General features: G+C 56.3%; 19 protein-coding genes. 10 read left to right on the plus strand and 9 right to left on the minus strand.

What is annotated here, in order from left to right; all coding sequences use genetic code 11:
• Positions 1–7 precede the first annotated feature (7 nt).
• The gene (locus LW884_03960) at positions 8–652 is read left to right on the plus strand and encodes an MBL fold metallo-hydrolase (protein MCE3007488.1); all 645 of its coding nucleotides are present in this window, start codon (positions 8–10) and stop codon (positions 650–652) included.
• Between the two features lie 93 nt (positions 653–745).
• On the plus strand, positions 746–1,162 hold the full coding sequence (locus tag LW884_03965) for a hypothetical protein (GenBank protein ID MCE3007489.1): 417 nt from the start codon (positions 746–748) through the stop codon (positions 1,160–1,162).
• Here LW884_03965 and LW884_03970 read toward each other — a convergent pair.
• The 4 genes from LW884_03970 to LW884_03985 all read right to left on the minus strand — a co-directional run bounded on the left by LW884_03970 (position 1,151) and on the right by LW884_03985 (position 5,074).
• Positions 1,151–2,092 (minus strand): NAD-dependent epimerase/dehydratase family protein, encoded by a 942-nt coding sequence (locus LW884_03970; GenBank protein ID MCE3007490.1) that lies wholly within the window; start codon positions 2,090–2,092, stop codon positions 1,151–1,153. The two genes, LW884_03965 and LW884_03970, sit on opposite strands and share 12 nt — an antisense overlap.
• A gap of 141 nt (positions 2,093–2,233) precedes the next feature.
• On the minus strand, positions 2,234–3,142 hold the full coding sequence (locus tag LW884_03975; GenBank protein MCE3007491.1) for a WD40 repeat domain-containing protein: 909 nt from the start codon (positions 3,140–3,142) through the stop codon (positions 2,234–2,236).
• A 15-nt stretch (positions 3,143–3,157) separates the two neighbouring features.
• Complete coding sequence (locus LW884_03980; GenBank protein ID MCE3007492.1) at positions 3,158–4,339, minus strand: tetratricopeptide repeat protein; 1,182 nt, start codon at positions 4,337–4,339, stop codon at positions 3,158–3,160.
• A gap of 75 nt (positions 4,340–4,414) precedes the next feature.
• Positions 4,415–5,074 carry a protein-L-isoaspartate(D-aspartate) O-methyltransferase gene (locus LW884_03985; GenBank protein MCE3007493.1) on the minus strand — a complete coding sequence of 220 codons (660 nt, stop codon included), beginning with the start codon at positions 5,072–5,074 and terminating at the stop codon, positions 4,415–4,417.
• Between the two features lie 162 nt (positions 5,075–5,236).
• Here LW884_03985 and LW884_03990 point away from each other — a divergent pair, with 162 nt between their 5' ends.
• The 4 genes from LW884_03990 to LW884_04005 all read left to right on the plus strand — a co-directional run bounded on the left by LW884_03990 (position 5,237) and on the right by LW884_04005 (position 9,733).
• Positions 5,237–5,965, plus strand: coding sequence for an ABC transporter permease (locus LW884_03990; protein ID MCE3007494.1), 729 nt, complete (start codon positions 5,237–5,239; stop codon positions 5,963–5,965).
• A gap of 16 nt (positions 5,966–5,981) precedes the next feature.
• On the plus strand, positions 5,982–6,734 hold the full coding sequence (locus LW884_03995) for an ATP-binding cassette domain-containing protein (GenBank protein MCE3007495.1): 753 nt from the start codon (positions 5,982–5,984) through the stop codon (positions 6,732–6,734).
• Between the two features lie 83 nt (positions 6,735–6,817).
• Positions 6,818–7,375: a response regulator gene (locus LW884_04000; GenBank protein MCE3007496.1), complete on the plus strand. Its 558-nt coding sequence runs from the start codon at positions 6,818–6,820 to the stop codon at positions 7,373–7,375.
• Between the two features lie 300 nt (positions 7,376–7,675).
• Positions 7,676–9,733, plus strand: a complete 2,058-nt coding sequence (locus LW884_04005; GenBank protein MCE3007497.1) for a DUF262 domain-containing protein — start codon at positions 7,676–7,678, stop codon at positions 9,731–9,733.
• A gap of 28 nt (positions 9,734–9,761) precedes the next feature.
• On the opposite strand, the gene LW884_04010 is transcribed toward LW884_04005, so the two are convergent.
• Both LW884_04010 and LW884_04015 read right to left on the minus strand, forming a co-directional pair.
• On the minus strand, positions 9,762–10,520 hold the full coding sequence (locus LW884_04010; GenBank protein MCE3007498.1) for an RluA family pseudouridine synthase: 759 nt from the start codon (positions 10,518–10,520) through the stop codon (positions 9,762–9,764).
• Positions 10,496–11,203 (minus strand): M48 family metallopeptidase, encoded by a 708-nt coding sequence (locus tag LW884_04015; GenBank protein MCE3007499.1) that lies wholly within the window; start codon positions 11,201–11,203, stop codon positions 10,496–10,498. The genes LW884_04010 and LW884_04015 overlap by 25 nt, the downstream gene beginning before the upstream one ends.
• A gap of 169 nt (positions 11,204–11,372) precedes the next feature.
• On the opposite strand from LW884_04015, the gene LW884_04020 reads away from it, so the two are divergent.
• The 3 genes from LW884_04020 (at position 11,373) to LW884_04030 (ending at position 14,721) form a co-directional block, all read left to right on the plus strand.
• Positions 11,373–13,580, plus strand: coding sequence for a TonB-dependent receptor (locus tag LW884_04020; protein MCE3007500.1), 2,208 nt, complete (start codon positions 11,373–11,375; stop codon positions 13,578–13,580).
• Positions 13,581–13,672: 92 nt separating this feature from the next.
• Positions 13,673–13,942 (plus strand): hypothetical protein, encoded by a 270-nt coding sequence (locus LW884_04025; GenBank protein ID MCE3007501.1) that lies wholly within the window; start codon positions 13,673–13,675, stop codon positions 13,940–13,942.
• Between the two features lie 8 nt (positions 13,943–13,950).
• Positions 13,951–14,721, plus strand: a complete 771-nt coding sequence (locus tag LW884_04030; protein ID MCE3007502.1) for an MBL fold metallo-hydrolase — start codon at positions 13,951–13,953, stop codon at positions 14,719–14,721.
• A gap of 95 nt (positions 14,722–14,816) precedes the next feature.
• Here LW884_04030 and LW884_04035 read toward each other — a convergent pair whose 3' ends face one another.
• Positions 14,817–15,251: a PAS domain-containing protein gene (locus LW884_04035; GenBank protein MCE3007503.1), complete on the minus strand. Its 435-nt coding sequence runs from the start codon at positions 15,249–15,251 to the stop codon at positions 14,817–14,819.
• A 242-nt stretch (positions 15,252–15,493) separates the two neighbouring features.
• Between LW884_04035 and LW884_04040 the strand changes: the two genes are divergently transcribed.
• Positions 15,494–16,147, plus strand: a complete 654-nt coding sequence (locus LW884_04040) for a leucine-rich repeat domain-containing protein (protein ID MCE3007504.1) — start codon at positions 15,494–15,496, stop codon at positions 16,145–16,147.
• A gap of 45 nt (positions 16,148–16,192) precedes the next feature.
• Here LW884_04040 and LW884_04045 read toward each other — a convergent pair whose 3' ends face one another.
• Positions 16,193–17,113, minus strand: coding sequence for a YfiM family protein (locus LW884_04045; GenBank protein MCE3007505.1), 921 nt, complete (start codon positions 17,111–17,113; stop codon positions 16,193–16,195).
• A 90-nt stretch (positions 17,114–17,203) separates the two neighbouring features.
• Positions 17,204–17,926, minus strand: a 723-nt coding sequence (locus LW884_04050; GenBank protein MCE3007506.1) for a gliding motility-associated C-terminal domain-containing protein, incomplete at its 5' end; no start/stop codon positions are given.

A 17,926-nucleotide genomic window follows, 5' to 3' on the forward strand; every position in this document is an offset into this window, starting at 1 on the left:
GGTCTTCATGCAACTGCAGTCTTTTACCTTCAACATGTTTATGGAGAACACCTACCTGCTGTGGGATGAGGCGGGTGTGTGCGCCATTGTAGATCCCGGTTGCCTTTTCGAGCGGGAGCAGATGGTGCTGCAAGACTACATAAATCAGCATGGGCTACAGCCTACCTATCTGCTCAATACGCATTGCCATCTGGACCATGTGTTTGGCAATGCGTGGGCGGAGCGTACCTATGGCCTTAGGCCCTGGATACACGAGCAGGAGCAGGGTATTTTGCAGCGCCTGCCCGCTACAGCCGCCCACTGGGGGATAGACGGGGTAGAGGCCAGCCCACCCCCTGCGGGGCTGCTCCGGGCGGGTAGTACTTTTGGTGTAGGTAGCCTGGAGCTGGAGGTACGCTGGGCACCCGGGCATTCGCCGGGATCGGTGCTTTTGTATCATGCTGAGTCGGGGCAGGCGCTGGTGGGCGACGTCATTTTTCAGCAGAGCATCGGACGCACAGACCTACCTGGTGGTAGCCACGCACAGCTGATTGAGAGTATTCACAAGCAGGTGCTAAGTATGCCCGATGCCACCCGCCTGTACCCAGGCCATGGCCCAGATACTACTGTAGGCCACGAGCGGGTGCACAACCCCTTTCTGATATCGAACTAAGGTTTGTTGCCTATCTTGGTCAACCTTTTCATTGTGCTTTGCGCTATAAGGATCTATCGGAACCCCTAGTAATACTGTACATACTCTTGCCGGATGCGTATATTGTTTGAGAACGAGCAGTTTGCCTGCTTGCTGGATGAAGAGATCCCCTGCGTAATGGTTCAGTACCGCAGTTTTCAGACTGTGGGAGAGATGGAGGCGAATGTAGACCGTGCCTCAGACTACTATGATGCGCTGCAGGACGTTTATCATCCGCTGTACTGGCTTAGCGATAACCGAGACCAGCTAGAGTTGGACCCCGAGGTGATCCATTGGGCCAACGAAACCTGGCTGCCCCGTATGGTTCAGCTTGGGCTGAGCCGCATAGCACTGGTGTATCGGCGGCAGACAATGGCCGCCCTATCGCTCGATGAGTTTTCGAAGAACGCGATGCTCGACTTTCCGGGGGGGCGGCTGGAGGTAGCCTATTTTGCCAGCCTGGAGGATGCCCGGGAGTGGCTAGCCGGCTAGTTGCAGTTTCTTCATGTTTTCCAGCATGTCCGCCACCATGCGGTCCAGGTTGTACTCGTGCTGCCAGCCCCAGTCGGCCCGTGCGGCACTGTCGTCTATGCTCTGGGGCCAGCTGCTGGCTATCGCTTGCCTAAAGTCTGGCGCATAATCGATTTGGAACTCGGGTATATGGGCCTTTATAGCCGCGGCAATCTCAGCCGGGGTGAAGCTGATAGCAGCCAGGTTATAGCTTTGGCGCACCCGTATAGCTTCGGCGGGGGCTTCCATCAGCTGTAGGGTAGCCCGTACGGCATCGGGCATGTACATCATCGGCAGGCGGCTATCGGCAGCCAGAAAGCTGGTGTAGGCAGCCCGTGCCAGCGCCTCGTAGAAGATGTGCACGGCATAGTCTGTAGTGCCGCCACCGGGCTGCACCTTGTAGCTAATGAGGCCCGGGTAGCGCAGGCTGCGTACATCCAGGCCATGCTTGCGGTGGTACCAGGCACACAGGCCCTCGCCTGCCTGCTTGGATATGCCGTAGATGGTGGCTGGCTCCATCACCGTATGCTGGGGCGTAGCCGTGCTGGGGCTGCTGGGGCCGAAAACGGCGATGGAAGAGGGCCAAAACACTTTTTGGATTTGGTGCTTAACGCTCAGGTCCAGCACGTTCATCAGGCCATTCATATTCACCCTCCAGGCCAGGGCGGGCTGCTCCTCCCCCTTGGCAGACAGAAAGGCTGCCAGCAGGTAGATCTGCGAAACCCCGTGCTGCCGGATAATGACCTCCAGGTTTTCCCGGTCTGTTACATCCAGCTGTACCTGGGTATAGGGTGTCTGTATGGGCTGCAGGTCTGCCGCTACCACCTGTGTATCGCCATACTGGGCAGCCAGTGCAGGCAGCAGCTCCAGGCCTAGCTGGCCTCCGGCGCCTATTACGAGGATTTTTGACATGGTTTTCAGGAGGGTTGGAATGGTAGGATGCAAAGGTACACAAAGCCACAGAGATGACCGACAACTATCAATGCCACCCGGATAAAATAGAAGGGGCAGGTGGCCATTCGGGTAGCTTATATGGGCACAGCGCGGGCGGGTCTACAGCGTGGCCCACTGCAGTACCGTTCGGTCGTCCGATGCGGAGATCAGGCTGCCGTCTGCCAGCCACAGCAGCCTGTTTACGCTGCTACTGTGCCCCTGGCTGCGCGGGCGGTCTATCACCTTTAGCAGGGTCAGGGTCAGGGGGTCCCACAGCTTGATGGTTTTGTCCATGCTGGCCGATGCCATGCGGTCTATGTGCGGGTGGTAGGCCAGGTGGTTGATGGCAAACAGGTGGGCCGGCACGTCGTTTACCAGGCTGTAGTGGTGGTGGGGGTCCCAGCTTTTCAGGTGCGCATCTCGGCTGCCGCTGAATAGCAGGCTCCCGTCGCGGCTGTAGCACAGGCTGAAAACACTGATGCTATGTGCCTGCCACTGGCGTATGGGGCTTAGCCGCTGGCTGTGGTATACGCGTATCTGGCAGTCGCTACCCCCTATGGCAAACTCGGGCTGCTGTGGGTGGAAGGCCAGGCTGCGCAGGCTGGCCGAACTGAGGGTAAGCTGCAGGCTGGCCTTCAGCTGCACCAGGTCCCACAGGCACACGCGCCCCTCCTCGCTCAGGCTTAGGGCCATTAGCCCCTCGGGGTGCAGTTGCAGGTCGAAGATGGCCTTGCTGTGCGCCTTGGCACTCCGGAGCAGCTTGCGCCCCTGTACGTCTACAAAGTGTAGGCCCCCGTCTTGCTGCCCGGCCAGCAGCAGCTGGTGTGCGGGCACATACAGCAGGCTGTAGATGGGTGCCTGCGCCTGCAGGATGCCGCCCAGGCTCTCGCCGGTGCGTGCGTCCCACAGGGCCACTACACCATCGCTACCTGCGCTGAAAAACTGATGTGGTTCTGGCCCGGGGGCCAGGGCATACACACAGTCTCGGTGGCCCGAAAAACCATGTGTGCGGGCTACCTGGATGCGCATGGGGCGGGGGGTAGGTTAGTGCTCATAATATCCACGTACATAGTAGGCTTTGGGGCTAAGTACCAGGGGGTATTGGTTGAACCAGTTGAAAAAGTCTTCGTATTCCGCATAGTGGCCTAGCAGCCAAGCTTCGAACTCCTGGGGACGCGCCTGGCTGAATAGCCAGTAGTGGTAGGCCTCCAGGTGGCCTGCCCGCTCCAGCTGCTGCCAGTAGGAGATCAGGACATTGGGATACGCCTTTTGGCTCTTCTCATCCCACAGCTGCAGGAAGCCCGCGCGCAACATCAGGAGATTGGCTATACTTAGCTGGTCGTCTGGTCCGGTTAGCAGCAGCGATACATCCGTCCCCCTTGCCAGCGCGAGTGCAAACTGAAAGGTAAAGGGGAGCACGGATTTCATTTTCATGTTTTCCAATTCTTTGTGGGGTATATCGAGTGGGTTTCCGCTCAGCGATACCCGCATCGTCAGGCTGGCCCTATCTACCGTGATCGCCTTATTCCATCCCTGGTAGAGGGTTAGGCTCATGCTTTCGGTACGTCTGGTATTGCGCTCCAGGTTCATAAACAGCTCGCCGTACAGCAGGCCATGCAGGCGCTGTGGCTCGCTATCCACCAGGATAGGGGTAGCGTAGAAATCACCTGGTTTCTGGATGTCGGCACCAAACGGCTCTATATCCACCAGGATAGGGGTCGCGCAGAAATAAGCCCCTGCATACTCGGGCTGTGCACGTATGCTGTTTTCGTATTCGCCTATGGCTTCATCCCAGTTACCCTGCCGGCCCTGGGCTATGCCCCTGCCGGTGTATAGCCGTCCGCTTTTGGGGTATTTTTTTAGCCCCTGTGCATAGGTAGCCATGGCTTGGTCAAAAGCCCCGTTGTAGTCATACAGATCTCCCACAAACTGGTAGCTACCGTCGTCCGAGTCTTTGTAGGCTAGCATGCGCGGGGCATATACCCGTGCCTGTGCATAGTCCTTTTGCAGCATATAGCTATAGGCCAGCTCGTAGTCGTATACATAGCTATCCGGGTACAGGCTCCGCGCGCGCGCTAGCAGCACACGGCTCGAGTCGTACTGCTCGCGCTGCATCAGCGCTCTGGCTCTTTGCAGCAGGGCATTAGCCTGTTGCCGGGCTGTTTGTGCCTGGCTGCTGGCACACACCAGCAGCAGTGCCATCCAGGCTGTACGCAAGCGGGTCATTTGGGCAAGTTACCACTTTCGTGCTTGCTGCAGGCCGGTGGCAGGCGGGTAGTTTGCCCCTGGCAAGCGCGGGTGCTACTGCTGCCGGGGCCAGCCTGCTTCGCCGATGAGGGGTACAAACTGGTAGGCCTGCAGGCGCTTTTGCACCCACTTGTCTGGCGCGGTGCGGGTTATCACGGTCATGTACTGCTGGTCTCGGTCGCCCACGGGTATTACCAGGCGTCCGCCCACCTCCAGCTGCTCGCACAGGCTCTGTGGGATGGCCGGTGCCCCCGCCGTTACGATGATGCCGTCGTAGGGGGCGTAGGCGGGCCAGCCCTGGCTACCGTCGCCACACTTCTGGTGCACGCGGTACCCCAGGTCTTTCAGCCGCTTGCGGGCCTGCTTGTGCAGCGCCTCCAGTCGCTCTACCGAGAATACCGTGGCACCCAGCTGGGCCAGCACGGCTGCCTGGTAGCCACTGCCGGTGCCGATCTCCAGCACCCGGGGGTTCCGCTCGGGCAGCTGCAGCAGCTCTGTCTGCCGGGCCACAGTGTAGGGCTGGCTGATGGTTTGCGAGGCATCTATCGGCAGGGCAATGTTTTCGTACGACTGCTCTGCCAGCGCCGTTTCTACAAAACAGTGGCGCGGCACCTGCCCCAGGGCTGCCAGCACCCGTGCATCCGTTATCCCCTCCTTCTCCAGGGTGCGTACCAGCCGCCGCCGCAGGCCTTGCATCTTCTCGTTGTCTTCCATGTAGTCTGTTTTTTTGTGGGCTACAAAAGCTATCCCCCAGGCGCAGTGGCAGCCTGTGGTGCAAAGATAGCAGGCAGGGGCTATGCCGGGGTGCTGTGGCAGAGCCGCGCAGGGCGGTGCAGCTGCGGGGTTCTTCTTATCTTTACCCACATGCTGAAGGCCCTGCACAACCTGGGCATCTATTTTTTGATGCTGCGCTCCCTCTTCACCACCCGGGAGAAGATCTCGATCTATGTACGCGCCACCCTGGCCGAGATCCACTATATCGGGGTAGGCAGTGTGCCCATTGTGCTTATTACGGCCCTCTTCATCGGTGCGGTTACTACGGTAAATACCGCCTACCAGCTGGAGAGTGCCTACTTCCCCCTTAGCCTCATCGGCAGTGTGATGAGTACCACCAGCATCATGGAGTTTGCGCCTACCATCACCAGCCTGGTGCTGGCGGGCAAGGTGGGCGGAAACATAGCCAGCCAGCTGGGCACCATGCGCGTTACCGAGCAGATAGATGCCCTGGATGTAATGGGTGTAAACAGCACCAGCTACCTGATCCTGCCCAAGCTGCTGGGGGCCCTGGTGGCTTTTCCCACCCTCATTATTTTTGCCGTCTTCCTGCAGCACCTGGGGGGCATCATGGCTGGCGAGTTTACGGGCATCATTCCTGAGGCCATCTTTCATCAGGGTGTAATGAAGGTATTCGAGCCTTTTCAGATCACCTTTATGCTTACCAAGGCGCTTACATTTGGCTTCCTCATCACCAGCATCTCTGCCTACCAGGGCTACTATGTGCGGGGTGGCGCCTTTGAGGTAGGAGATGCCAGCAAGAAGGCCGTAGTGCGCGGCAGCATTGCCATCCTGTGTGCAGACTATGCACTGGCCGAGATGATGCTATAATTGTAGCGAAAAAACCATGAGCATCCGGATAGAAAACATATGCAAGTCCTTTGGCGACAAGGAGGTGCTAAGGGGCATCGACTTCCACTTTCGGGGTGGTGAGGTGAATATGATTATTGGTGGCAGCGGGGGCGGAAAGACCGTGCTGGTAAAAACCATTGTAGGCCTGCTGCGGCCGGACAAGGGGCGGGTGCTGTATGAAACAAAGACGGGTACACAGGACTACTGGAAGCTGCATGCCGCTAGCCGCCGCGCCCTGCACCTGCGCATAGGCATGCTGTTCCAAGGCTCGGCCCTATTTGACAGTATGACGGTGGAAGAGAACGTGGCCTTCCCGCTGCACACCCTGGCCCACAAAACCAAGGGCGAGATAAAGGAGCGCGTAAACTACTGCCTGGAGCGGGTGCAGATGGCCGGATCGAACCCCCTGTATCCCAGCGAGCTGAGTGGGGGCATGAAAAAGCGCGTAGGCATAGCCCGCGCCATTGCGTTGGAGCCCGAGTTCCTCTTTTGCGACGAGCCCAACAGCGGGCTAGACCCCCAAACAGCCCATGTGATAGACGCACTGATACAAGACATCACCCAGCTGCACGGAATGACCACCGTGGTGATTACACACGACATCAAAAGTGTGGTGCACATTGGCGACCATGTGCTCTTCCTCTATCAGGGAAAAAAGGCCTGGGAGGGCAGCCGCCACCAGCTGACAGAAAATACCAACGTGCCACTCCAGGCTTTTTTGGATACCTCTGGATTATTCGCCGGATAGAAAACACAACCACTCCGGTTCAAAAGCCCTATCTTGGTTTTCTTTTTTTTACACCCAACCGCGCGAAAAAAATCTGCATCCGCATGGCTAGCGAAAAACCCCCCATCCTCATCGTAGAAGACGAGCCCACCTGGGCTGCCACCCTGACGGCCAAGCTCGGAAAACGCTTTTCGGTGCACCACTTTACCCGGGGCGAAGACTGCCTGGCCAAACTGAAAGAGATAAAGCCCGTGCTGGTGATACTGGACTACCACCTGGAGGGGCAGCTAACCGGCCTGGATACCCTGAAGGAGGTGCGCAAACAGAAGCCCGACCTGAAGGTAATCCTATTCTCGGCCCAGGACGATGTGCAGACTGCCATGGACATACTAGATAATGGTGCCTACGAGTACATTGTGAAGGGCGAGAATGCCATGAACCGCCTGAACATTGTGCTGCGAAACATAGAGGAGGCAGACCGGCTGAAGCGCGAGGTAGTAGAACTCAAGCTGCGTTTTCGCCGCGAGAAGCTGGTGCTGATCCTGGTAATTGTAGGCATAGCCATAGGTAGCTTCCTTGTGTACCTAAACACCTGCCCCCAGCAGCGCGTAGTGAACTGGGACCCCTTCGGCCTGGAAGAAACCCGGGCCTGCAATCCCTGATTCGTTCTTAGCCCCAGGTTCTGCTAGTCAGCCAGTCAGCCCACTGCGCTGCGCACCTACTACTCAGCGGAGTGCTTTTCCAGCAGCTTCAGGCACACGGCCAGGTTTGGGCTGTGGGGGGCCTGTATGCGCAGGTCGTCTCCGGTGCGGGGGTGCACCAGGCAATAACTGAATTGAATAACTAAACTAATATGAGTATCTTGCGGCTAATCACAGAGGCTTGCAGTAGCGCAAAACGTTCGTCATGAAGCCTAGCTGCAAAAATTCGTATTCTAAGAAGTTACTATTCGCAAAAAACCAATGAAAGCGGTAGAAACAAAAGTAGAGGAGTTTATCTCCAAGGCTAGGACTCAGTTCGTAATTCCTGTATACCAAAGAAACTACGACTGGTCCATTCAAGACTGCCGGCAATTATTTAACGACATTATTAGTGCAGGGAAGAACAAAGATGTGTCTGCTCATTTTATTGGTAGCATCGTCTTTTTACATAATGATGTGTATACTCATTCGCAGATAACGAAACTTACGATAATAGATGGTCAACAACGACTAACAACACTTACTCTTATCTACTTAGCCCTACGTCATCTTTTTAAGGATCTAAAAAAAGAGGAAAACATTCAAGAAATAGACGAGACCTATTTGATAAATAAATTTGATAAAAATCCACAAGGAAAATTTAAATTAAAAGTTACCAAAAACAACGAACAATTTTTTAAGTATATCTATGATTGTCGGGAATCAGAGCTTATCGGATACTCTAATTTTGTTAATAATTTTAAGTATTTTAGAAAGAACATAACAGAAGATAATTACAATGATGTTAGAAGAGGTCTTTCTAAGCTCATGTTTGTTGAGATTTCTTTAGAAAGAGGAAAAGATGATCCACAGAGAATTTTTGAGAGTTTAAACTCCACGGGATTGGCATTGTCTCAGGCAGACCTTATAAGAAATTATATCTTGATGGAACTAAGTAGTCAAGATCAAGAAGTGATCTATGAAGAATTTTGGTTTCAAATAGAGGAGTCAGCTAGGAATGAGAAAAGAAATGAGAATTTAGTATCTGACTACATTCGAGACTATCTAACGCTAATAAACAGAAGAATACCCAACAAGAAAAATGTATATGAAGAATTTAAACAAAAATATAAGGCCACTTCAATAGAGAAACTGAAGGAAGATTTATCAGATATAAAAAAACTGAGCAAACACTTTAATAAGCTGGTAAATCCGCATAAAGAAGAAGACAAGGAAATCAGGTTACGATTGATTTCTATAAAGCGACTAGAGGTAAATGTTGCATTTCCATTTTTAATGAAAGTATATGATGACTATAGCAACCAGATAATTGATAAGCAGGTTTTACTAGAAATCTTTGATTTCATTGAGTCATTCATTGTAAGAAGATTCATCGTTTCTCTTCCAACCAATGCTTTAAATAAAATATTTATGAACTTACACGAAAAAATAGATTCAGATGACTACTTAGCATCAATTCAACGGCATTTAATAAGTCGATCGGGCAATCATAGATTTCCAGATGATGGTGAAGTTATAGATGCATTGAAATCGAAGGATATTTATAATTCTAAACAAATTAAGTTCTATTTATTAGAAAAACTTGAAAATCACGAAAACAAAGAATTTGTTAAAATTGAAGACAACTCAGACATTACTATTGAACATATTTTTCCTCAAAATCCTGATAGCTCATGGCGTGATGATCTGGATGATGAGGAGTTTGAATTTATGAAGAAGCGACAGCACACAATCTCAAATCTTACTTTATCAGGCAACAACGGGAAGCTGGGTAATAAATCATTCAAGGAAAAGAGAGACCTGAATGGCTTAGGATATAGCGACAGTCGTCTTTGGATGAACAAGCATCTCTCCAAATTAGAGAGATGGGGTAAGGATGAGCTTGAAAAGCGTTTTGATATTATACGCGATCGTTTCCTAGAAATATGGAAATACCCTGATCTAAAATTAGGTGCGAAGCACTTGTCAGGAGTTAATGAAGAAATCAGTATATTTGACGCAGATGACCCTACTAATCAAAAGCTAGAATATGTTGTTTTTTTAAGCAATCGGATAGAAGTTACAAAGATAACCGATCTTTATAAAGCGGTATTTGAGAGGCTCTTTCTGGATCATCCTGAATCTTTCTTTACTAATTCATTCCGAACTAAGTTTGGTATTAGCCATGATTCTATCGGCTTGAGAATGCCTTATTCTATCAGCGATAACTGCTTTATTGAGGTGAACCTTTCCAGTTCTGAGAAATTCAAAAAAATAAAAGCTGCGCTTACTTTTTTTGAGTTAGAAGATGAACTGACAATAAAATACGCAGATAGCTAGCTTAGCGGGCAAAGCCTATTCCTCTTACTTACTCAGCGGAGTGCTTTTCCAGCAGCTTCAGGCACACGGCCAGGTTTGGGCTGTGGGGGGCCTGTATACGCAGGTCGTCTCCGGTGCGGGGGTGCACCAGGCCCAGGCGCCAGGCGTGCAGCACATACTCGGTGTTTATAGGCCAGGCTTCTTCCTCGGGCTTGTGGCGGTAGCCGCGCCGGATCAGCTCGCGGGTATACAGGTCGGTACCCCCATAGGCCGTGTCGCCCACAATGGGGCAGTGGATGCTGGCCAGGTGGATGCGGATCTGGTGCATGCGGCCCGTTACAGGCTCGGCCCGCAGCAGGGTAGCCTGCTGGTATAGCTTCTCGGTATAGAAGACGGTGAGGGCTGGCTTTCCTGCCCAGGCATCTATTTTCACCAGCCCGCGCTTGGCCGGGGCTATGGGGGCTTCCACCTCAAAGCCGTCAAACTCCCATTGCCCCTTTACCAGGGCCAGGTAGGCCTTGTATACCCCCCGCTGCTGAAACTGGCGGCTCAGGTGGCTGTAGCTCTCGGCATGCTTGGCAAATACCAGCACGCCCGTGGTCATCTTGTCTAGCCGGTGCACGGCCTTCAGGTCGGGGTTGTGCTGCTGGGCTATCTCTTCCAGGCTGCGCTGCGGGCTGGAGCGGCCGGGGGTGCTGGCTATACCCTGTGGCTTGTTCACCACCAGCAGGTCGTCATCCTCGTGCAGGATGAGGTCTGGCCACTTCCATTTGGCAAGCCGCCTCAGTCGTATATCCCGATCTTCCATGTTTCTGCCTGCAAGATACGGATCGCTGCCTTGTAGTGGGGCATGTAGTGCGCCACATGGGCCCAGAAGCGCGGGCTGTGGTTCATTTCGCGCAGGTGCATCAGCTCGTGCAGGATCACGTAGTCGATCACCATTTTGTCAAACAGGATCAGGTGCCAGTTCAGGTTCAGGTTGCGCTTGCTGCTGCAGCTTCCCCATTTGCTGCTGTGGCTCTTTACCCGGATCTGGTTCGGCTGGTTGCCGGTGTGGGCAGCCAGCTCCTGGGTTCGCTGCTTCAGGTAGTTGTCGGCCAGGCGCCGCAGGGCGTAGCGCAGCAGGGGTTTGGGCTGGGCGTGGTAGTGTGCCGGTGCCCACACCTGTAGCACAGGTCCAGCCAGGCGGTAGCGGGGGCTGGGCGCATCTAGCAGCTGTATCTGGCGGGTGGTGCCCAGCAGGCTAGCCTGCTGGTGCAGCTGGGCCTGGTACTGCCGGGCTGCGGCCTGTGCCTGCTGCTGGCGGCCCGCGTGCCGCAGCACCCAGCGTGCTTTTTCTTGCAGAAAGGGCATGGCCTCATCCAGCCTGCCGGTGGGTGTATGCACCACCAGACTGCCCGCTTCATCAAAACTCAGGCGTATACGGCCCCCCTTGCTCTTTTTTACCACGCAGGATAGCGGCTGCCCGGCTAGCGTAATAGCCTGCTTCATCCTGCAAAAGTACACACAAGCCAAGCGCGGACAATGCAGGCGCTTGTCCTCCAGCTGCCAGTAGGGTTTTTTAGATTAGGCTAAATATTTTTCGATTAGACTAAAAAAGAAGCTAATTTTGCCGCCACTCTTGCTCACTCACCCTATGCAGGTGCCGTTGTTTACCGCTTTGCCTATTTACCGGGTCCAGCTGACAGGGGCACTGCTGCTATTGTGCTGGGCAAGCCTGCCCCTGTGCGTAGCCGCCGCCCCGCAGGCAGGTGTGGCCCTACAGCAGGCAGCCCCCTGTGGCCGTGTGGTAGATGACAGTGGCCAGCCCCTGGCCGGTGCCAACATCCTCATTATAGGTACCCAGCAGGGGGTGTATGCCGATGCCGAAGGGCGCTTCTGCCTGCCAGCCGTGCCAGATGCTTCTGCCCGCATCCGCATTAGCTTTCCCGGCTATATGCCGCGCACCCTGGGGGTGGATGAGCTGCAGCAGGTGCAGCTGGAGCCGCTGGCAACTGATGCCGTAGTGGTAACGGGCAACCCCAGCCCCATGCGCCTGGCCGATTCTCCCATGAAGGTTGAGATCATTGAGGGCGAAGCCCTCCAGCAGTCGGGCAGCAGTACGCTGATGGAGTCGCTCTTTGCCACAAATGGCGTTACCGAGGGCGTTAGCTGCGGCGTATGTGGCACCAGCGACCTCCACATCAATGGCCTGGATGGGGCGGCTACCCTGTTTATGATAGACGGCATGCCGATTATGGGTAGCCTGGCCGCTGTGTATGGGTTAAACTCCCTGCCAGTCAGCCTGATCGACCGGGTAGAGATCGTGAAAGGCCCTGCCAGTACCCTGTATGGTGCCGAGGCAATAGGCGGGGTAGTGAATGTCATCACCCTACGGCCCGATGCCGCACCCCGCCTGCGGGCGCGCTCCTGGGGAAACACACATGCCGAGGCCAACCTGGACCTTTTGCTCAAACCGAGGATAGCCGCAGGCCATAGCCTGCTACTTGCTGCCAATGGCTACCGCATGCAGCAGCGCCTGGATGACAACGGCGATGGCTTTACCGATGTGCCCCTGAACGACCGCGCTAGTGGCTTTGTAAAATGGCAGCTAAACCGCACGCTGCCGGCGGTACTTACGGCCCGGGGATACTACGAGGACCGCTTTGGTGGCGTGCTAGGCTGGAAGCCCACAGACCGGGGGAGTAGCACCATATACGGCGAGAGCATCCGCACCCGGCGGATAGAACTGCTGGGCCGCTATGGCCTGGGCCAGCACTGGCAGCTGGATGCCAGCAGCGCCGGCCACTGGCAAAACAGCTACTATGGCGATCAATACTACAAGGCCTTGCAGTACATTGGCTTTGCCAACCTGCTGCACAACCGGCAGCTGGGTGCCCATCACCTTACCTTTGGCCTTGCCAACCGCTATCAGGTGTATGACGATAACACACCGGCCACCGCCCGTCAGGATAGTCAGTGGGTGCCCGGTCTGTTTGTAGAAGATAGGTGGCAGCTAGCCCCCCGCTGGGCCGCCCAGCTGGGCCTGCGGGCAGACCACCATGCGGCACACGGGCTGGTACCGGCTCCGCGCTTCAACCTGAAGTGGGAACTAAGTGCCCTGAGTAGCCTTAGGCTAAACACGGGTACAGGCTTCCGTACCGTGCATGTGTTTACGGAGGACCACGCGGCCCTTACGGGTGCCCGCAGGCTGGAGTTTGCGGATAACCTGAAGCCCGAGCGATCCGTGAGTGCCAGCCTGGGCTACGCCACCTTTGTAGCCCTGGGCGATGGGGTGCTGGGCCTAACGGCAGATGCCTTCTATACCCGCTATGAGAACCGCCTGATACCGGACTATAGCGAGCCGGATGTGATCCGGTATGCCAACCGAGACGTGTATGCCATTACCCGCGGGCTGGCCCTGGGCGTGGACTGGCAGCTGCTGCCCAGCCTGCACCTAAACCTGGGCACCACGGTGCTGGATACCTATGAGCGTGCACGCGAGGGGGGTGCCGATACCCGCATGCCCATTCTGCTAGCGCCCCGCTATACGGCAAACTGGGCACTAAACTGGCAATACAAGGCGGCAGGCATCGAGCTCTCGTGGCAGGGCAAGGTCTTTGGCCCCATGCAACTACCCAGCTTCCCCGAGCCACATAGCCGCCCCAGCCGGTCTGAAGTATACAGCCTGCAGAGCCTACAGCTGGATAAAAGCCTGGGCAGGCAGCTAAGTCTGTTTATCGGGGTGCGCAATCTGCTGGACTACACCCAGCCCAGCCCACTGATAGACCCTCGAAATCCCTTCGGTCCAGACTTTGATACCGCCTATGCCTATGGCCCCACGCAGCGGCGCCGCTTTTTTGCAGGCCTAAACTGGACACTGCCCTAGGCACCCGCTCCTGTATGGAGAGGCCACACTATCCACAGTGGCTGTGGAAACGCGGCCTTGTGTTTACGTGTTCTTTGTTCGAGTTTTAGCCTATGAAGCTGACCAAAAAACTGCTGGAGCGACTGGAAGACATACTGAAAGCCTGTGGGTATCGAGTTCGCTATGAGCGCGGTACTTTTTCCGGGGGCTTCTGTGTGCTGAAAAAAGAACGTATCGTGGTGCTCAACAAGATTTTTACCATAGAGGGCAGAATAAACCTACTGCTGGACCTGCTGCCGCAGCTAGAGCTGGATGAGACCATGCTGGAGGAAGACGACCGGCAGCTGTTACAAAAAATAAGAACACAGGCCCAGGCAGCCTAGTAGAGCAGATGAAGAAGGAGGTCGTTTTTCTGGGAACAGGTACCTCGCAGGGGGTGCCGGTGATAGCCTGCGGCTGCGCTGTGTGCCAGAGTACGGATTCCAGAGACAAGCGACTCCGCAGTTCGGTGCTTATCCGCTACGGTGCCCAGCAGGTGGTGATAGATACCGGTCCGGATTTTAGGGAGCAGATGCTGCGCTTGGGCGTGCAAGACCTGCATGGTGTTGTATTTACCCACAGCCACAAGGACCATGTAGCCGGCCTGGACGATGTGCGCGCCTTCAACTACAAGTACCATACGCCCATGCCGATATGGGCAGATGCCTACACCCTGCAGCGGCTGGAGGGTGAGTTTCCCTACATTTTTGATGGGACCAACTACCCGGGTATTCCTCAGATAGACCGATACGAGATAGACACAGCGCCCTTTGAGGCCGCCGGCGTGCCCTTTTTGCCTGTGCCGGTGCTGCACTACCGGATGCCCGTGCTGGGCTTCCGGATCGACAACCTGGCCTATGTAACGGATGCCAACTACATCTCGCCCGAGAGTAAGGCCCTGCTGGTGGGACTGGATGTGCTGGTGCTGAATGCCCTGCGGCGCGAGCCACACATCTCGCACTTCAACCTACAGGAGGCTCTGGCCCTGGTGGACGAGCTGAAGCCCCGCCAGGCGTACTTCACGCACATCTCGCACCTGCTGGGCACCCATGAAGAGGTGTCGGCAGAGCTGCCTGCTCGGGTACAGCTGGCGTACGATGGCCTCACCGTTGCCTTTGAGTAGCCCTCTGGCACTTGGCTGCCAGTGTAGTACACACGCATTCTGTACGGCAGTGCGCCCCCAGAAGGCGTTACAGAAGGTAGCAGGGGGAGGGATACCTAGAAGCCTATGCGCGCCCGGATGGGTGCTGCAGACTCCTCTTCTTCATCGCGCACAATGCCCAGTATGCCGCTTATCTTGCCCGAGCTGTTTTTTATCGGCAGGCGGTAGGTGCGGATCCAGCGCTCGGCCTCTCCATCCGCGCACTTTACAAATTCGTAGCTGGCATAGGGCAGGTCATTCTCTATTACATCCTGCTCCATCTCGGCAAAGGCCTCGGCCATTTCCTTTTGGCGTAGCAGCTCCTCGTCGGTTTTGCCTATAATCTCTGTCGGGTTCTCCAGCCCTATGGTGCGGGCAAAACCCACATTGCACCCCTGGTACACCCCATTCCGGTCTTTCCAGAAAACCAGGTCCTGGGTGTGATTCACAACGTAGGCCAGCAGATCCCGTTCAGACAGGGTCTGATCCTGTCTCTTGTCGCGAAAATTCATGACCCGCAGCTGGGCCAGCAAATCGCTTTCCTGAAGGGGATCGTTTGTCGGGTTTGTAGCCGCCATGTTTTGCAAATTTGATATTGTTTCGAGTCCGTTTTTGCAAGAAAAAAACGTCGGCACAAATATAGCTAAAAATAGCCTTTGTCCCCATAAAATGGCCATTTGTCTGCTGTTTGTTCTATTTTATCCGGTTTTTATGAATGAATGGGGATTCTCCGTACCTGTTATTATCTTTCGGCATGGCAAATGAGTTACCCGACCGGCTGAAGCAGCGGCGCCAGCAGTGGGAGGCGCGTATGCAGCGGATGAGCCACCGGCAGCGCCCCGGGCGCCCAGGTGGTCGCTTTTCCCTGAGCAATCGGCGGATGCTATTCCTGCTTATTGTGGTGGTGGGCGTGTTCTACTTCTTCTTTATGCAGCAGGAGCCCAGGGTACGGCAGCCCATTCAGCCGGGCCCGGTCGTTACGCTAAACTACCAGAACTACACGGCCCTGGACCCCCGCTATGCGGGTAGGCAAGACGTGCGCAAGCTGCTGCTGGACCACAATGCCTTTACGCAGCTGGATACCACCATCCTGGGTATGCCCGGGCTGGAGTACCTGGACCTGAGCGCCAACGAAATAGCCGCGCTGCCCGACCAAATGAGCAGGCTAGGGCAACTGCGGGTACTGCAGCTATCCAAAAACCGGCTGGATAGCCTGCCCCCCTCCTTTGCAGCACTACGGCGGCTACGGGTGCTGAATTTGAGCTACAATCGCTTCGGCCGGGTGCCCTATGTGCTTGGTCAGCTGGATAGCCTGCACATACTGGACCTGCGGGGCAATGCAACCCTACCCGCTGCCGGCATAGATTCGCTGCGCAGGCTACTGCCCCGCACCGAGCTCCTTTTCTAGCCGATACATACCCGGGCTGCCGTGCTACGTACAGGCAGCAGGCCCCTAGTAGTACAGGCCATAGCCTACTATTTTTCCTTTCTCCAGGCCAAGGGCAGGTGCCGGGGTTTTCAGCATATTCATCAGGTAAAGCACCGTGCGCAGCAGGCCCGATCGGGTGGGGATACGTGTCCAGTCTACATCCACACTCAGCAGCCAGCGGCGGTATTCGCGGGCATCTATTACGGCGCGTGGCAGCTCGCCATAGCCCCCTACCATGCCGCTGCCGCCGTAGCCCGCACTCAGGCTTAGCCAGGCGGGCAGCCACCGGGGCTTGTGGTGAAAGTAGGCCGAGATAGGGGTGCTGATCCAGTAGGTTTGTCCGTTGTAGTCCTTTATCACCTGGCTTAGGCCGCTGCCCAGCAGCTCCGTGTTTTGCCGGGCATAGGGGCTGGGCCAGAAGCTGAACTTGGGCTGCAGGCGCTGCTCGCGCCACAGCAGCTCATTCAGGATGGCCAGGCTGCTGCCGCTGGCGTTGGCCACCAGGTCCCAGCTGCTGGCACCATAGGTGGATACGCTGCCATCCAGGATCTCGATCGGGCTTTGCAGAACGAAGCCCGTAAGGCCACCCAAGATAACCCGCGGGGTGCGGGCCAGGCCGGCCCAGTGCAGCAGGTCCATCATCATGCGGCTTTCCTGATAGGCCCAGTAGGCATGGCCCACCTTGTCCAGCTGCTGCCACTCGGCCCCGTCGTTGAACCAGCGCCAGGGCCCCCGGGGTTGATCCGCATACCACACGGTGGCCAGGCCCGCATAGAGCCCGGTAACTCCGGCTGCCGTACCGAGCACAATGGGCCGCAGCCGCCCGCGATTCAGGCTGCTATCCGGCTGCCAAAAGGATGGCTGCGCCTGCAGACAGGGCTGGGCTGCCAGCCAGCAGCCCAGCCAGAGTAATAGCAGGCCGAGGCGCGAAGCGCTACTTCTCATCCCGTGAACTTACCGCTTTTACCCAGCCGCAAGGCATTTGGCTGCCCAAAAAACAATAAACGGACAGGAGACGGCCCCGATGGCTGGATTCTAGCGCACCAGCATCAGCGTGCGGATCAGCTCACGCGTGCCACCCTGGCAGTCGGGCACCTGGATGTGCACTACGTAGGTGCCCTCGGGCGCATCGGCATTGCCGGTGCTGCCGTCGGTACCGCGCCAGGGCTGGCTGCCCGTGTACACCAGCTGGCCCCAGCGGTTGAAGACTTGCAGGCGGTAGGCGCCATCCAGGTAGCTGGCGGGCGGGTAGGTGTCGTGCAGGCCGTCGGCATTGGGGCTGAAGGCGGTGCCCCAGCGGTGTACGGCTGAGGCCTCGGGGTCGATGACCTCTACCTGGGCTGTGGCACTACGCCCGCATCGGTCGCTGATCTCGAGGGTGAGGGTGCCGCCCAGGCCGCTCGGGGGCAGAAACACAGGCTTTTCGCTCAGCAGGCTGCCGTCTTCGTCCGTCCAGCGATAGCTAAGGCCGGGGGCTTCGGGGGCCTGTAGGGGGCGGCCCTGCTGGATGCAGCGGTCGTATAGGGGCGGCAGGTTGAGGCTCAGGGTGCTGGGGTCTGTCTGCCGGGTGATGACAACCGAGTCGCGGTAATAGTTGCCGCAGCTGTCGATGGCCGTCAGGCGGTAGCTGCCGGGTTGGGTGAGGGCAATCTGCCGGGTGGTGGCAATCACCTGGCTAAAGTCGGGGTTTCGGGTCCACTCCCAGGTGTAGGAAAAGTCGCCGCTGGGGCCTACCCAGGTTTGGGTTTCGCCGGGGCA

The sequence above is a fragment of the Bacteroidota bacterium genome, from assembly GCA_021300195.1.
Classification (GTDB): Bacteria; Bacteroidota; Bacteroidia; order J057; family JAJTIE01; genus JAJTIE01.

Bases quoted from the DNA above. Each gene is read 5' to 3' on its own strand.
- LW884_03995 (MCE3007495.1), top strand. From the start codon at position 5,982: ATGAGCATCCGGATAGAAAACATATGCAAGTCCTTTGGCGACAAGGAG.
- LW884_04005 (MCE3007497.1), top strand. From the start codon at position 7,676: ATGAAAGCGGTAGAAACAAAAGTAGAGGAGTTTATCTCCAAGGCTAGG.
- LW884_04040 (MCE3007504.1), top strand. From the start codon at position 15,494: ATGGCAAATGAGTTACCCGACCGGCTGAAGCAGCGGCGCCAGCAGTGG.
- LW884_04010 (MCE3007498.1), bottom strand. From the start codon at position 10,520: ATGGAAGATCGGGATATACGACTGAGGCGGCTTGCCAAATGGAAGTGG.
- LW884_03975 (MCE3007491.1), bottom strand. From the start codon at position 3,142: ATGCGCATCCAGGTAGCCCGCACACATGGTTTTTCGGGCCACCGAGAC.
- LW884_03970 (MCE3007490.1), bottom strand. From the start codon at position 2,092: ATGTCAAAAATCCTCGTAATAGGCGCCGGAGGCCAGCTAGGCCTGGAG.
- LW884_04030 (MCE3007502.1), top strand. From the start codon at position 13,951: ATGAAGAAGGAGGTCGTTTTTCTGGGAACAGGTACCTCGCAGGGGGTG.
- LW884_03980 (MCE3007492.1), bottom strand. From the start codon at position 4,339: ATGACCCGCTTGCGTACAGCCTGGATGGCACTGCTGCTGGTGTGTGCC.
- LW884_04045 (MCE3007505.1), bottom strand. From the start codon at position 17,113: ATGAGAAGTAGCGCTTCGCGCCTCGGCCTGCTATTACTCTGGCTGGGC.
- LW884_04000 (MCE3007496.1), top strand. From the start codon at position 6,818: ATGGCTAGCGAAAAACCCCCCATCCTCATCGTAGAAGACGAGCCCACC.
- LW884_04035 (MCE3007503.1), bottom strand. From the start codon at position 15,251: ATGAATTTTCGCGACAAGAGACAGGATCAGACCCTGTCTGAACGGGAT.
- LW884_04025 (MCE3007501.1), top strand. From the start codon at position 13,673: ATGAAGCTGACCAAAAAACTGCTGGAGCGACTGGAAGACATACTGAAA.
- LW884_03960 (MCE3007488.1), top strand. From the start codon at position 8: ATGCAACTGCAGTCTTTTACCTTCAACATGTTTATGGAGAACACCTAC.
- LW884_04015 (MCE3007499.1), bottom strand. From the start codon at position 11,203: ATGAAGCAGGCTATTACGCTAGCCGGGCAGCCGCTATCCTGCGTGGTA.
- LW884_03965 (MCE3007489.1), top strand. From the start codon at position 746: ATGCGTATATTGTTTGAGAACGAGCAGTTTGCCTGCTTGCTGGATGAA.
- LW884_03985 (MCE3007493.1), bottom strand. From the start codon at position 5,074: ATGGAAGACAACGAGAAGATGCAAGGCCTGCGGCGGCGGCTGGTACGC.